This is a genomic window from Hymenobacter cellulosivorans (genome assembly GCF_022919135.1).
Taxonomy (GTDB): domain Bacteria; phylum Bacteroidota; class Bacteroidia; order Cytophagales; family Hymenobacteraceae; genus Hymenobacter; species Hymenobacter cellulosivorans.
Genome location: NZ_CP095049.1, coordinates 3,930,779 through 3,944,805 on the forward strand (window position 1 = coordinate 3,930,779; position 14,027 = coordinate 3,944,805).

The window sequence follows — 14,027 nt, forward strand, 5'->3', positions numbered from 1 at the left end:
GACCACAATGCGTGGTCGGCTCTTTTTTTATTGCGTTGGCCGATGCAACTGGTCCAGCACGGCGGCGTTTAGCTCGTGCTTGCCTTCAAACCGGATGATTTCGGGCTCGACGCCCAGCTTTTGCAGAAAATCCTGCTGCTGGGTAAGGGCTGCCTCATCAATAAACTCATCCCGGGTGCCACATACCAGGGTGACGGGCAGCTGCCGGAGTAGGTGTGTGGCCACGGTGAAGTCCATGTCGGGCGGAAAGGCGCCGGCCCAAAGGATGAGGTGCCTGGGCCGGAACGATGCCCGCGCCAGCCAGCGGCTGACGGTAGCCGCGCCCTGCGAAAAGCCCAGCACGGTGACTTGCACGGCCGGGCTGCACTCGGCCAGCACGGTGCCGGCCAGCTGATTGAGGTAGGCCACGTAGTCATCGATTTCGCTGAGCCGGTCCTCGCGCGTCATCCAGGTGGCCCCAACCCGGCCACTGGTGCCGCTCAGGTAAAAGCGCGACAACCCTTCCGGCGCAATGATAACCGTGGTAGGGTTGGCCTGGGCAAGGCGGTGGAAATGACGGATAAAGTAAGCTGCCAGCTGCCCGTAGCCGTGGCACACAAACCACACCTGCCGGGTGGCCGCACTCAGCTCACCCGCCTGATAGTAGCGGGCCGAGCGGGTAACCGTGAGGTGACGTTCCATATAGTGAGATGGTGAACTTGTGAAATAGTGAGTTTATGTTTTAACGGCGCATAAGTCTGCGGTTTGTAAGGCAACTCACCATCTCACCATTTCATTAACTCACCGTCGGCAGGTCACTGGCCGAAAACTGGAAGGGTAGCAGGTCGGCCAGGGACCGGAACCGGTAAATAGTGTTGTTGGGGCCGGGCAGCAGCAGCGGAATGGGCGTGCCCTGGCGGTTTTCGTACTCGGTCATGACCTGGCGGCAGGCCCCACAGGACGTGACGGCCACGAAGTCGCCATTGGCGGGGCGGGCGGCCACGGCCATGCACAGGATACGGCGTTCGGGCTGGGAGGCCGCCAGGCCAAACAGGGCGGTCCGCTCGGCGCAGAGGCCGGAAGGGTAGGCCGCGTTTTCCTGGTTGGTGCCTTTGTGAATGGTGCCATTATCAAGCAGCAGTGCCGTGCCCACGTGGAAGTGGGAGTAGGGCGCATATGCCTGGTCGGTGGCGGCACGGGCCTGTTGCCACGTGGTTGCTTCGGCGGGAGTGAGTTCGGCTTCGGAGGCCAGCACCTCGACGGTGATGGTCAGATGGAGCGGGTGGGCCATCGGGAGAAAAATACAATGTTCGGGAACCGAATGGCGGCCCCGTTCCGGTAAGGGGCGGTGAATGTACTACAATTATCCAATAGCCGGTAACATTTGTCAGCGGGCGGTTGAGCTGGCGGACGAGGCGTAAACCAGGGTTCATGTCGGGAGTAGCTTTTTTTGCCGATTATTGGCCCCAATTCCCACCCCGTGCAGGAGCCCTTACTCCACCATCGGTTCCTGCATCCTACTTGACTGCCTTTCCATGTCCCGCATTCTGCTTCTGGGCGCCGGCCGCTCAGCTTCCTCTCTGCTGCATTATCTGTTGCTGCACGCCGCCACCGAAGGCTGGCAGCTTACGGTGGCCGATGTAAACCCCGCTCATTTAACCACTACGCTGGCTGCGCACACCGAATATGCCCGGGCCGTGGCGTTTGATATTCAGCAGGAAGCCCAGCTGCACGAGCTGGTCGGGCAGGCTGATATCGTCATTTCTATGCTGCCGGCCCTGTTTCACCTGCCGGTGGCCAAGGCCTGCGTGCAGTACGGGCGCCACCTGGTAACGGCCAGCTACGTGTCGGCCGAAATCCGGGAGCTGGACGCCCAGGCCAAGGCCGCCGACATCCTGATCCTGATGGAATGCGGCCTGGACCCGGGCCTGGACCACATGTCGGCCATGCGGGCCTTGCACGACATCCGGGCCCGGGGCGGGCAGCTGACGGCCTTCCGCTCGTACTGCGGCGGGCTGCTGGCCCCGGATTCGGAAGGAAATAATCCGTGGAGGTATAAGTTTACCTGGAACCCGCGCAACGTGGTGCTGGCCGGGCAAAGCACGGCCAAGTACCTCGAAAATGGTCATCTGCGCTTTATTCCGTACCAGCAGCTGTTTGCCCGCACCACGCCCATTACGGTGGCCGGCTACGGCGAATTCGACGGCTACGCCAACCGGGACTCGCTTAGCTACCGGGCGCCCTACGGCCTGGACGACATCCCGACCATGCTGCGCGGCACCCTGCGCCGGGCCGGCTACTGCGCCGCCTGGCAGGCCTTCGTGCGCCTGGGCCTCACCGACGACTCGGTACACCTGGGTAACGCCGCCGACATGACTTGGGCCGCGCTGGTCGAGTCGTTCTTGCCCGCCCCAAGTGGTAGCAAAGAGCCCTTGGCGGCTCGTACGGCCGAGTACCTGGGGCTGGCCCCCGAAGGCCCCGAGATGCAGCGCCTGATCTGGCTGGACGTGTTTACGGAACGGCCGGTAGGCTTGGCCGATGCCACGCCGGCCCAGCTGCTGGAGCGCCTGCTCACCGAGAAGTGGCAGCTGCAGGACGGGGACCACGACATGATAGTGATGCAGCATACCCTAGACTACACCCTGGCTGGCGTGCCGCACCGCTGGGAGTCGTCATTGGTCGTGCTCGGCGATGATGCCACGCACACGGCCATGGCCAAAACCGTGGGTTTGCCGGTGGCTATGGCTGTGCGGCGGCTGGCCGCGGGCTTGGTAACGCAGCGCGGCGTACTCATCCCGACCGAGCCCAGCCTGTATGAGCCCATCTTAAATGAGTTGGCGGCGGATTACGGCATCCGCTTCGAGGAGCACGAGGTGAGTCTGCAACCCGGGGTGCCGGCCTAAACCATTGAGCGGTAAACGATGCAAGCATATTTGCGGCTGCGGCTGTTGGTGCTGGGGCGGTTATTAGCTGAAGTCGGGTGGGTGCGGAGCCTGCTGCTGGGCGGGATGCTGGTAGTAGCCGCAGGTAAGCTGCTGGAGCTGCTACTGGCCAAGCCTCAGTTGCAGTGGGCCGGACCCGTGCTAGGAGTGACCATGAGCTGGTCGGGCTACCGGCAGCGCACCGATTTGGACTTTCTGCCAATAGTATCCCCGCGGTACAAGACGTGGCTAAGTGTAGAATCAGCCCTGCTCTTGCTGCCCGTGTGGGGTTTGCTGTTGGGATTAGGGCATTGGGAGGCGGCGTTAGCTACGGTGGGCGCGGGGCTGCTGGGGCCGTTTCTGCCCATAGCCCGCCGCACGACCACCCAGCGGCAGCGCCGGAGCTTGTTTCGCCGCGAAGCCTTCGAGTGGGTCAGTGGGTTTCGGCAGCCGGTGCTGGCAGTGGGCTGGCTGGTAGCTCTGGGGGCCTCCGTGTGGCAGCACGCCACCGTAGTACCCGCCGTGGCGCTGGTGGGCTGGGGCTTGCTGCTGACCGCCATCTATGCCATTTCTGAGCCCACCACGATGGTTACTGTATACAGCGGCCCGACAGTATTCGGTAGGCGCAAACTGCTGCTGGCGCTAGAGCTTTACTTGGTTACCGCGCTGCCGCTACTGGCGCTGGCGGGCACGAGTCCGGCCGGGTGGGGCGGCACCCTGGGGGCGTTGCTTTGGGGTATGCTGGTGCTGAGCCTGAGCATTCTGGCCAAATACGCGTTTTATCCCCACAACACGCTGGTCCGCCTGACTCAGGGCGGGGCGGTGACAGCAGCCTTGCTGCCGCTGCTCGATGCCAGCTATGCGCCCGTGCTGGCCGCGGTGGCGGCGGGCTTACTCTGGAAAAGCCGGAAGCGGCTCCAACTGTACTGGCATGCTTAGCATTCAAAATCTGGGAAAAAGCTACGGTTCTCACCAGGTCCTGCACCACGTCAATCTGACCTTGCGGCCGGGCTCCCTACACGGATTGGTGGGCGCCAACGGGGCTGGCAAAACGACCCTGCTGCATTGTCTCTACGGGCTGCTGACCGACTACTCGGGCCAGATTCAGGAAACGACCGGGCTGCCCATCCGGGAGCATACCGGCGTGCTACCGTATGAGCCCTACTTCTATCCCCGCCTTACGGGCCGCGAATACCTGGAGTTCTGTCTGCAGGCCCGCCGCCGGCCCCGGGTCGACTTTACGGCCTGGAACAGCCTGCTGGAGTTGCCGCTCGATCAGTACGCCGAGGAATATTCGGCCGGCATGAAGAAAAAACTGGCCTTGCTGGCCCTGCTGGTGCAGGACTTTCGCTACCTGATTCTGGATGAGCCCTTCAACGGCCTGGACATGGGTACCAACCTGCTGCTCAAGGAAATCCTGCTGCGTCTGCGGGCCCAGGGCCGCGGCATCCTGCTGACCTCGCACCTGCTGGGCTCCCTGACCGAAACCTGTGACGAAATTACCCTGCTGGCCGGCGGCACCGTGCAGCGTCATTACCCGGCCGCGGAATTTGGCTCCTTGTCAGCCGACCTGCTCGATTCGCTCTACCACGACAAGCTAACCCAGATTGCCCACTTGCTGCCCGCGTCGGGAAGTTAAAAGGCCAGGTAAAAGTCGCGCAGCAGGGCCCGGAACTCGGCCGAATACACCTCGCTGTCGGGTTCGTGAATAGCCAGTAGTTGCTGGTCGGCGGCGCGGGCCGGGCGGCCAAAATGAGTAATGTGGCGCAACGGCTTGCTGCCGGGCCGGTGACTCAGCACCAGGCGCTGCTGCGGAAACAGCCCGGCGTGGGCCGCTTCCCGCTCAAAGTGCTGCATTTCCGGGGGCGGCAGCAACACGCTCAACTGCCCGGCCGGCGTCAGGAAGTGGGCGGCAAACCTGGCCAGCTCCGCAAACGATAGGGTATCGGGGGCGGTGTGCCGGGCCGTGGTACGGGCCGCCGACGGAGAGCGGAGCGACTCCCGAAAAAACGGGGGGTTGCACAGGATATGGTCGTAGGCGGGTGGGGCGGTGGCGGCCAGCGTGGCCAGGCTGCCGGCCTGCACCCGAACTCGGCCGGACCAGGGGCTGTGGGCTACGTTAGCGGCGGCTTGGGCAGCGGCCGAAGATTCAATTTCGACGGCGTCGATGGTGGCCGTGGGGTTGCGCTGGGCAGCCATCAGAGCCAGCAGGCCGGTACCCGTGCCGATATCCAGGATACGAGTGGCGGTAGTCAGCGCGGCCGTTGCGCCCAGCACGCAGGCATCGGTGCACACCTTCATGGCGCACTCAGCCTGGTCGATGGTAAAATGCTTGAAGCGGAAGTAGGTATTCGCCAACGGGCTGCCGGGCAAGAAGTGAGAACTAGAACGGCCTTAGCGGCGGGCGGCGGCTTCCCGGTCCCAGTCGCGCAGCAGGCGCTGGAGCTCGGCGTATTCCTCGGCGTAGCCCCCGCTCAGCGGATATTTATCAGGAAACTGCCGGAAGTAGACGCCCGCCTGCTGGTCGCCGCTCAGGGCGCTGAGCAGCAAACGGTTGGCCAGCTCGATGCTTTTCTCGGGCTTGAGCGTAGCGGTTTTTTCAAATTCCTGCTTCACCCGGGCCACTTCCTCGGCAGAGTAGGGTGCCAGCTGTTTGTTGAGAAAGGAGTGGTGCCGAATCTGGCCCTGACGGGGGAAAAACTGGTCGATGCGGAAGGTCACGAATTCGTAGCTGAAGTTTTTGCCCGCCGGCAGGTTCTTCACCGATTCCACCGTCAGCGTGTCGTTGCGGAAGCTCAGGCGGCACTTTTCGCGCACATCCCAGTACTTGAGCACCTTGCGCGGCTGGCAGGTAGAAACGGCGAATTCCGAGAAAAACTCCTGCGCCTGGCCCTTTTCCCGGGAGCCGCACACCGACACGGCCGGCCCCGCCGAAAACACGAACAGGGTGTCGGGAGTGGTGCTGGCCTGGGGCACTTCAGCCGGGCAGCTGCAGACTACGGCCGGCCGCACCGGCACGCTCTGGGCCGAGGCCGGCGTCGAGCTTTCCATCTGTTGCTGGCAGGCCCCGAGGCTGAGCCCGGCAAGTAAGGCGGGAAAAAAGGAGAGTTTCATAATAATCGGCTGTACGAAAAGCCCGCCCCGAACGGCCAAGGTTGGACGAAGGAAGCACATTTCGCCCACTATCCGGCTACTGCCACCCGCCGGGAGCGGCCCAGCAGCCAGCGGTGCACCGGCTGCTCTACCAGGTAATAGAGGCCCAGGGAGGCGGCCTCCGTTAGCAGCAACACCAGCGCGTATTGCAAGGCCGCCGGCCACCCCGTGGGCTGCCACCGGAGCAAAAAGTCGTGCAGAAAGCCCATGTGCAGCAGGTAGAAGCAGTAGGAAGCTCGGCCCAGCTGCTGGAAAGCCCTGGTGCTGAGCAGGCGTTGCAGCCAAGTCGTTTCGGAAGCCAAGCCGTAGAGCAGCAGGCCCGTTGCCAGCGGCAGCACGAAGTTGTTGATGGCCAAGCCCAGGGGCGTATCGATGCTGGCTTTTCCCGCGTGCAACTGAATGGCAACCATTCCGGCTCCCACAACCAGGCCCACACTGCCCCGAGCAGGGTGGCGCGGCCCCGCAGCCACCCGGCCGGGGCCTGGGCAAAGGCGGCGCCCAGCAGAAACTCCGCGCTTCGCCCAAAAATGGTGACAATCAGCACGAAATGCGCGTCCTCAAAGGTTTGCTGGCCGGTCAGGAAGCCCGGCGCATAAAGCAGAATCCCGATTAGCAGCAGGCCCAGGACAACGGCAGGCCACCAGCGCCGCGAGGCCCGCCGGCCCAGCCAGAACAGAGCCGGGGCCAGCAGGTAAAAGCATTCCTCCGTCGTCAGCGACCAGCTTTGGGGCACGCCGGAAAAGGCGTAGTTGGTCAGCAAGCCCTTTACCAAGGTCAGGTTAACCAGGAAAAGGCGCACGGCATCTTCTTTCTGATAGAGCTTGTCGAGGATGAATGTGGCCGTGGTAACCAGGAAAAACACCGGGTAAATCCGGGCCCAGCGCCGGTACAGATACGTCCGGAGCTCGGCCCCGGAAAACGACTGGTGGTAATAGCGCCGGCTGATTAGAAAGCCGCTGAGGGTAAAAAACAGCGAAACCCCGACGTGGCCCTCCCGAAACAGGGCGTGCAGGGCGTCAGGCAGCAGCTCACCCGTACCCGCCACTGGCGGGAAGTGAAACAGAAACACCGCCAGGGCCGCCACTGCCCGAAAACCCGTCAGGGCGGGGAAGTAAGCGGCTGGCTTCATGAAAGCTGCCCCGCCGTGGCTTCGTAGCCGGCGTCGATGAGCAGGGGGCCGTGCACGGCGCTACGCACGGCCAGTTGGTCACACCGCTCGTTCTCGGCGTGGCCGTTGTGGCCCCGCACCCAGCGAAACTGCACCTTGCGCTGCTTATAGATCTTGATAAAGCGGCGCCACAGGTCTTCGTTGGCTTTCTTGCCAAAGTCGGGCTTGGCAGCCCAGCCGAACACCCACTTTTTCTCCACGGCATCTACCACGTATTTGGAGTCGGTGGTGACGGTAATCGGAATTTCGGGACGCGTCACGGCTTCCAGGCCGATAATGACGGCCAGCAGCTCCATGCGGTTATTGGTCGTGAGCCGGAAGCCCTGGGTAATTTCCTTTTCGTGGGGCCCGTAGCGCAGAATGGCGCCGTAGCCCCCCGGCCCCGGGTTGCCCCGGGAGGAGCCGTCGGTAAAGAGTTGAATCATGGGGTTTAATGTGCTTATATGGAGGGATTTGCTGAGGTGCTACTGGTCGTTCTGCATTGGCATATCAGCACATTCCTCCACATGAGCACATTGAAATTAGAAGTTTGATTTAAACAGCTTGATAGCAATGGCCAGCAAAATCACGCCGAAGACGCGGCGCAGGATGTCTTCGCCGGCCTTGCCCAGCTTGCGCTCAATCCAGGCCGAGCTTTTGAGCACGATGAAGACGAATACCAGGTTCAAGCCGATGCCCACCAGCACGTTGGGCAGGGAGTAAGCGGCCCGCAAGCTCAGCAGGGTAGTCATGGTGCCGGCCCCCACGATGATGGGAAACGCCAGGGGCACGATGGAGCCGGTGCGGGTGGTGGGGTCGTTGCGAAACAGCTCGATGCCCAGAATCATCTCCATGCCGATGAGGAAGATGATAATGGCCCCGGCCAGGGCAAACGACTGGTAGTCAACCCCAAATAAGGACAGAATGCTCTGGCCCAGAAACAAGAACACCACCATCAGCAAGCCCGCTACCAGCGTAGCCTTCTCGGAGTGAATCTTGCCCTCGCGCTGCCGGATCTGGATGATAATCGGGATGGAGCCTAGAATGTCAATCACCGCAAACAGGGTAAGCGTAACCGAGAAGATTTCCTTAAGGCTGAACATAAGGTGAGATGGTGAACTAGTGAAATGGTGAGTTTTAGGTTCTGGTGGCGCGTTTTGCGCAAATGGTGCAGCTTGAACGTCAAAATCACCATTTCACCAGTTCACTATCTCACCGCTTCGCTACGCGAATTCGCGGGCGAAGAATTGGACCAGCTGCTCGTAGGCCGCGTCGGGAATGGCGGGGAAGTTGGCGATGCGCAGCGAGTTGGCTTTCCAGTTGCCGTAGCCGTTGCCCAGCTGCAGGCCTTGCTCTTTGGCCCGGCGCTTCACTTCGTCGATAAGCGCCGGCGGGCCCTGCAGGCCGATGACGGTCGTGGAGCGGGTTTCGGGGTTGGTTACCAGCGGGGTAAGCTGGGTGGCTTGGTCGAAGTAGTCGTAGAGCTTGGTAGCGCGGTCGAGCAGGTGCTGGTGCACGGCCTTGATGGGCTCCCGGTCCGTCAGCACCCGGCTCAGCAAATAGATGCCGAGCACGTTGGGCGTGTGGGTGGTCTGGTAGTTGAGCATCTTCTCGTACTGGGCCACCAGGCTGTTGTAGTGGCTCCGCTCGTTGATCTGGCGGAAGCGTGCCACGGCCCTTGGCGACAAGACCATAATGCCCAGGCCGGCCGGCATGCCGAAGCACTTCTGCACCGAGCCATACCAGATGTCGGCCTTGATGTACTTGAGCTGGATGCCGCCCAAAGACGAGGTAGCATCCACGGCCAGCAGAGCGTTGCCCAGGCGGTTGTAGAGGTTCAGAATAAACCCGTCGCGCAGCTGGGTGGCGTTGGAAGTCTCGTTCTGGGTGATGCAGACCAAGTCAACCGAGTCGTCGGGCAGGGGCAGGGTGTAGACCTCGGGCAGCTCGTCGATACCGAACTGCAGGGCGGTACTGTTGGGGCGCAGGGCCTTGGCGTACTCAAACCACTTTTCGCCAAAAGCCCCACTGTAGAGGTGGAAGCTCTTGTTCGGCGTCAGGCTCTGGGCCAATACTTCCCAGCACTCGGTGGCCGAGCTCAGAAAAAACACGGTGTAGTCCTGCGGGATGTTGAGCTTGGTTTTCAGGTCGGCCACGGTCTGGCGCATCAGGCCCGTAAACCGCTCCCCGCGGTGGGGCGCCGAGAGCCAGCCCTCGTCGAAAGCATCCTGCAAGTAGCCACGCAGCTCAGGATACACCTGCGAGGGACCGGGGTTGAATGTATACATAGGTGGAAAAGGCTAGGGGATGAGCCGCAAAGGTAGGAAAGGTGAGATGGTGAAATAGTGAGATGGTGAGTTTGTTGTTCGGGTTGGGCGGTTCTGGACTAATAGAACGACAACTCACCATTTTACCACCTCACTAGTTCACCATCTCACACCCGAAAGCCCACCCGCTTGGGGCGGATGCCTTCGAAGTAGTGCAGGGCTAGGCGGTAGCTGTCGAGCTTGAAGCCACTGATGCTGCCGATACAGTTTTTGGCAATCAGGCTCTTGTGGCGGATTTCCTCGCGGGCGGCTACGTTGGAGAGGTGCACTTCCACCACCGGCGAGTCGATGGCGGCCAGGGCATCGGCCAGGGCCAGGCTGGTGTGGGTGTAGGCTCCGGCGTTGAGGATGATGCCGTGGTAAGTGAAGCCGACCTCGTGGATCTTGTCGATTAGCTCGCCCTCATGGTTGCTTTGGAAGTATTCCAGGGTAAAGTCGGGGAAGGCCTCGCGCAGCTCGGGCAGGTAGGCTTCGAACGAGCGGGTGCCGTAGATGCCCGGCTCGCGCCGGCCCAGCAGGTTGAGGTTGGGTCCGTTGATGATTAAGATTTGCATAGTTGGGGTCGTAGAGCAGGGAAAGAGCGGGTAAAGGTAAGCCGCCCAGCCAGGAGGGGCAGTGTGGACTCAAGTCAAAGCCAATTCTCTAACTTGCGACTATATGATAAAGATATTCGCCAACGGTCACCGGTCCGCTTCCTTCGGTTTAGTGCTGGCCTTGTTGGCCGGCAGCGGCTGCAAGAAAGTCGAGGATATTGTGAAGCCCAAGCTGCCCGAGGCTACGCAAGAGGGCAAAGGCACCTTCGGCTGTATGGTCGATGGCACACTGTGGCTGCCTTTCGTGCAGCACACGCTCGACAGCAAGCTGGAAGCCGATTATGCTTTCACCGGCGGCGGTATTTTTCATCTGCGCGCCGAGCAGGAACCCGAAGGGAAGCCCTACCAGTACATTCATCTGAGCGTGCTGAACCAGCCCGGCATACCACTCAAGCTGGGCACTTACACCGCGGCTACTGGCTTTGAGGCTCGCCTGGAAGCAGGTAATGAGTTTGTAACGACGCCCGCGGGCCCAGCCACGCTGACTATCACCAAGGTGGAGCCCCATACGGAAAAGATGCCCACGGGCGGGGAAGTGCGCTACACCATCGTAGCGGGCACGTTTGAGTTTGAGGCTACCCACGCCGCCAGCGGGCAGAAAGCCAAGCTCACCGAGGGCCGCTTCGACGTAAAGGCTTATTAATTCACCGTTTCACCTTCTCCCTCTTCCGTGTCCAACTGGTCCGTTAGCATCAAGCAGTTCGAAGGCTACCTGCAGCTGGAAAAGTCGTTGTCCGCCAACTCGGTGGAGGCCTATGTACGCGACATCGGCAAGCTGCGTCAGTACCTGGAGATATCGAAGCTGCCAGCCTCCCCGGCCCAGGTCACGACCCGCATCCTGCGCGACTTTCTGGCCTGGCTCGGCGAGCTGGGCATGAGTGCCACCTCCCAGGCCCGCACCTTGTCGGGCATCAAGGCTTTCTACAGCTTTATGATAATGGAGGATTTGCTGACCCTGGACCCGACTGACACGCTCGAAGCGCCCAAAGTGGGCCGTAAGCTGCCCGACACGCTCAGCTACGAGGAAATAACCCAGGTGCTGGAGGCCGTGGACCTAAGCACCAACGAGGGCACCCGCAACCGGGCCATTCTCGAAACCCTGTACTCCTCCGGCCTGCGCGTGTCGGAGCTGACCGATCTGCGCCTCTCCAACCTCTACGCTGACCAGGGCTTCGTGCGCGTGACCGGCAAAGGCAACAAGGAGCGCCTGGTACCTATCGGCCGCGACGCGCTGAAGCACATCGGGTTTTACATCAGCGGGGTGCGCTGCCACCTGGATATTCAGCCCGGTAACGAGGACTTCGTGTTCCTAAATCGGCGCGGGGCCAAGCTTTCCCGGGTCATGATTTTCAACATCATCAAGGACCTGGTCGATAAGGCCGGGGTGCAGAAGGTGGTAAGTCCGCACACGTTCCGCCACAGCTTTGCCACCCACCTCATCGAGGGCGGGGCCGATCTGCGGGCCGTGCAGGAAATGCTGGGCCACGAAAGCATTACCACCACCGAAATCTACACCCACCTCGACCGGGACTACCTGCGCCAGATCATCACCGAGTTTCACCCCCGCAGCTAGGCTGGCTAAACCTAGGCTACCTGACCGGACGAGCGGCCGTGGCGGCAGCTGCGCAGCCACTGCTCGGCTTCGGCCACGGTGCTGAAAATCTGCAGCTCAAATTGCCCGGCAAACGTGTTGGCCGGGGGCAGTACCGACGGAAAATCATTGGTGGGCAACACGTGGGCCACGTAGCGCAAGCCCAGCGCGGCCACCTGGGGCGCCCATACGTGTTCCAGCCAGTCGATAGAGTCAAACCAGGGGCCGGTGACGCCGCTGTTGTCGTTGAGCAACATGGTGCACGGCTCTCCCTGCAGCATGGTCAGGTAAGCCGTAGCCCCTGCACGCCGTCGTCGTTGATAACAAAGCCACTCCAGGTAATTCGGATCCACTCATTTTCGGGTTCGTACTGGGCCGCACAATAGGCGTGCCGGGCCTGGTTACTGAGCAGAAAGGAAGGGCCGGTCATAGGAAGACAACTGTAAGCAGGTAGTTCTATTGCTTCCTAGCACGTAATACGGGACTGAAATGTTTGGTGCGGCAGGGGAGGAGGGAGTAGCTACTTTTGCGGCTAGCCTATTCTGCTCATGCGCGCACCTCGTCGTTTGGTTTCCCCTCTGGGCTGGGCTTTGCTGGCCCTGCTGCTGTTTCTGTTGCCCTTTCTGCTGCTGCGGGAGCGTAGCTACGTCACCCTCGACGACAACCTGGACGTGGAGCTGACCATTCCCTACCTGCTCACCCGTCACCACGTCGCCCTGGATTACGGCACCACGACCGTAGTGGAGCCCGTTATGAACGGGCTGCCGCGTAACGCCCTGCGGCCCGGCCTGAGCATAACGATGCTGCTTTTCGGGGTGTTGGAACCCTTACCGGCCTACCTGGTGCAGCAGGTCCTGGTGCGGCTGCTGGCCCTGTTGGGTATGTACACGCTGTTGCGCCGCCATTTGCTGCGTGGGCCCACCGAGCGCGCCGTAGCGGCGGGCCTGAGCCTGGCCTGGGCCGTGCTGCCGTTTTATTCCATCTACGGCCTCTCGGTGCTGGGCCAGCCCTGGCTGCTGTACGCCTTCCTGAACCTGCGCCGCGGGGCAGGCCGCTGGACGGACTGGCTGCTGATTGCAGCTTTTCCCTTCTGGTCCATGTTCGTGTTTGTGGGGCCGTTTGTGGCCGTAGCTTTGGGGCTGCTGCTGCTCTGGGACCTGGGGCAGCACCGGCGCTGGTCGTGGGCGGTGGTAGGCGGTATGGTGCTGCTGCTGGGGCTCTACCTGGTGGTGGAGTATCCGCTGCTGTATTCGTTGCTGGTGGCCAAGCAGTTTGTGCCCCACCGCCTGGAGTTCAACTTAAGCCAGCTCGGCCCCCAAAGCTGGGGCGGGGCGCTGAAGTCGGCGGGGCAGTATTTTTTCATGGGCCAGTACCACGCCAGCCGGTTTTTTCGGGGCGCCATACTGCTGGCCTTAGCCGCTGCCCTACTGGGCCGCAACCACTTAGCGCCGGGGCGCCGCCGGGTGCTGGTGCTGCTGCTGGCCGCCCTGCTGGCTGTGGCGCTGTTCTGCGGCGTGTACCCGCGCCTGATTGAGCCCCTGCAGCGGGCCGTGCCGGCTCTGGGCGCTTTCAACCTGACCCGCTTCCACTTCCTGACGGCACTGCTGGGCTTCGTGCTACTGGCCCTGAGTCTGCAAGTAGTGCGTAATGGTCGACTGGTTACAGCGCTGGTAATGTTGCAGTTATTTGCGGGTATTGGTATGAATACTGAGTGGCTGCTCAACGTGCGAGAATTGGCCGGTCGGCCCAAGCCCACCGAGCCCAACTATCAGCAGTTCGTGGCTGCCTCGCTGTTTGCCCGCGTCCAGGATACCATCCGCCTCGCCACCGGTCAGGCCCCGCGCGACTACCGCCTAGCCTGCCTGGGCCTGCCGCCGGCCATTGCTCAGCTCAACGGCTTTTACACCCTCGACAGTTACCAGAACAACTACCCGCTGGCTTACAAGCACGCTTTCCGTCCCATCATTGCCGGGGAGCTGGCCAAGAATCCGGCCCTGCGCACCTACTTCGACGACTGGGGCAACCGGTGCTACCTGTTTTCGGCCGAGCTGGGCAAGAATTTTCGGGTGGGGGCGTTCCAGCAGCGCGTGGTACAGGATTTTGCCTTTGATGCCGCCGCCTTCCGGCGCCTGGGCGGCCGTTATGTGCTGGCTGCCGCCCGCTTAGCCCGGCCCGCCCGCTCCGGATTGATTCCGCGTGGGGAGTTTTCGGCTAGGAACGCGTACTGGCACCTGTATCTTTACGAAGTGCAGCCCTAACCATTGGTCGGCTGCCCTCAACCCCGGCGGGGCATAAAACCGCCGGAATTCCCTAGAT

Annotated in this window: 17 protein-coding genes; 6 read left to right on the forward strand and 11 right to left on the reverse strand. The window is 61.9% G+C overall.

Annotated elements, in window-relative coordinates; translation table 11 throughout:
* Nucleotides 1-27 precede the first annotated feature (27 nt).
* Both MUN80_RS16555 and MUN80_RS16560 read right to left on the reverse strand, forming a co-directional pair.
* On the reverse strand, nt 28-681 hold the full coding sequence (locus MUN80_RS16555; protein WP_244714577.1) for an alpha/beta hydrolase: 654 nt from the start codon (nt 679-681) through the stop codon (nt 28-30).
* 94 nt (nt 682-775) lie between these two features.
* Nucleotides 776-1,270, reverse strand: a complete 495-nt coding sequence (locus MUN80_RS16560) for a cytidine deaminase (RefSeq protein ID WP_244714578.1) — start codon at nt 1,268-1,270, stop codon at nt 776-778.
* Nucleotides 1,271-1,514: 244 nt separating this feature from the next.
* On the opposite strand from MUN80_RS16560, the gene MUN80_RS16565 reads away from it, so the two are divergent.
* From MUN80_RS16565 to MUN80_RS16575, 3 genes are read left to right on the forward strand one after another with little or no spacing between them, the layout of a single operon-like run.
* Nucleotides 1,515-2,882, forward strand: a complete 1,368-nt coding sequence (locus tag MUN80_RS16565) for a saccharopine dehydrogenase family protein (protein ID WP_244714579.1) — start codon at nt 1,515-1,517, stop codon at nt 2,880-2,882.
* An 18-nt stretch (nt 2,883-2,900) separates the two neighbouring features.
* Complete coding sequence (locus tag MUN80_RS16570; protein WP_244714580.1) at nt 2,901-3,839, forward strand: hypothetical protein; 939 nt, start codon at nt 2,901-2,903, stop codon at nt 3,837-3,839.
* Nucleotides 3,832-4,539, forward strand: coding sequence for an ATP-binding cassette domain-containing protein (locus MUN80_RS16575; RefSeq protein WP_244714581.1), 708 nt, complete (start codon nt 3,832-3,834; stop codon nt 4,537-4,539). The genes MUN80_RS16570 and MUN80_RS16575 overlap by 8 nt, the downstream gene beginning before the upstream one ends.
* Here MUN80_RS16575 and MUN80_RS16580 read toward each other — a convergent pair.
* The 7 genes from MUN80_RS16580 to aroQ all read right to left on the reverse strand — a co-directional run bounded on the left by MUN80_RS16580 (nt 4,536) and on the right by aroQ (nt 10,081).
* Entirely contained in the window at nt 4,536-5,258 is a 723-nt protein-coding gene (locus MUN80_RS16580; protein WP_244714582.1) for a tRNA1(Val) (adenine(37)-N6)-methyltransferase, read from the reverse strand. The genes MUN80_RS16575 and MUN80_RS16580 overlap by 4 nt on opposite strands.
* A 36-nt stretch (nt 5,259-5,294) precedes the next feature.
* Nucleotides 5,295-6,014, reverse strand: coding sequence for a hypothetical protein (locus MUN80_RS16585; RefSeq protein WP_244714583.1), 720 nt, complete (start codon nt 6,012-6,014; stop codon nt 5,295-5,297).
* Nucleotides 6,015-6,177: 163 nt separating this feature from the next.
* Nucleotides 6,178-7,182: an acyltransferase family protein gene (locus MUN80_RS16590; protein ID WP_244714584.1), complete on the reverse strand. Its 1,005-nt coding sequence runs from the start codon at nt 7,180-7,182 to the stop codon at nt 6,178-6,180.
* Nucleotides 7,179-7,646, reverse strand: coding sequence for a ribonuclease HI (rnhA, locus tag MUN80_RS16595; protein WP_244714585.1), 468 nt, complete (start codon nt 7,644-7,646; stop codon nt 7,179-7,181). Before rnhA ends, MUN80_RS16590 begins: the two co-directional genes overlap by 4 nt.
* 96 nt (nt 7,647-7,742) lie before the next feature.
* The gene (locus tag MUN80_RS16600) at nt 7,743-8,303 is read right to left on the reverse strand and encodes a MarC family protein (RefSeq protein WP_244714586.1); all 561 of its coding nucleotides are present in this window, start codon (nt 8,301-8,303) and stop codon (nt 7,743-7,745) included.
* Between the two features lie 120 nt (nt 8,304-8,423).
* Nucleotides 8,424-9,488: an aminotransferase class V-fold PLP-dependent enzyme gene (locus tag MUN80_RS16605; RefSeq protein WP_244714587.1), complete on the reverse strand. Its 1,065-nt coding sequence runs from the start codon at nt 9,486-9,488 to the stop codon at nt 8,424-8,426.
* Between the two features lie 146 nt (nt 9,489-9,634).
* Nucleotides 9,635-10,081, reverse strand: a complete 447-nt coding sequence (gene aroQ, locus MUN80_RS16610) for a type II 3-dehydroquinate dehydratase (RefSeq protein ID WP_244714588.1) — start codon at nt 10,079-10,081, stop codon at nt 9,635-9,637.
* A 103-nt stretch (nt 10,082-10,184) separates the two neighbouring features.
* On the opposite strand from aroQ, the gene MUN80_RS16615 reads away from it, so the two are divergent.
* Together MUN80_RS16615 and xerD are read left to right on the forward strand one after the other, a co-directional pair.
* Nucleotides 10,185-10,763, forward strand: a complete 579-nt coding sequence (locus MUN80_RS16615; RefSeq protein WP_244714589.1) for a Riean_0653 family protein — start codon at nt 10,185-10,187, stop codon at nt 10,761-10,763.
* Between the two features lie 27 nt (nt 10,764-10,790).
* On the forward strand, nt 10,791-11,693 hold the full coding sequence (gene xerD, locus MUN80_RS16620) for a site-specific tyrosine recombinase XerD (protein WP_244714590.1): 903 nt from the start codon (nt 10,791-10,793) through the stop codon (nt 11,691-11,693).
* An 11-nt stretch (nt 11,694-11,704) separates the two neighbouring features.
* On the opposite strand, the gene MUN80_RS16625 is transcribed toward xerD, so the two are convergent.
* Nucleotides 11,705-11,992, reverse strand: coding sequence for a hypothetical protein (locus MUN80_RS16625; protein ID WP_244714591.1), 288 nt, complete (start codon nt 11,990-11,992; stop codon nt 11,705-11,707).
* Nucleotides 11,993-11,994: 2 nt separating this feature from the next.
* Nucleotides 11,995-12,141, reverse strand: coding sequence for a hypothetical protein (locus MUN80_RS16630; RefSeq protein ID WP_244714592.1), 147 nt, complete (start codon nt 12,139-12,141; stop codon nt 11,995-11,997).
* Nucleotides 12,142-12,259: 118 nt separating this feature from the next.
* On the opposite strand from MUN80_RS16630, the gene MUN80_RS16635 reads away from it, so the two are divergent.
* Nucleotides 12,260-13,969, forward strand: coding sequence for a DUF6044 family protein (locus MUN80_RS16635; RefSeq protein ID WP_244714593.1), 1,710 nt, complete (start codon nt 12,260-12,262; stop codon nt 13,967-13,969).
* Nucleotides 13,970-14,027 lie beyond the last annotated feature (58 nt).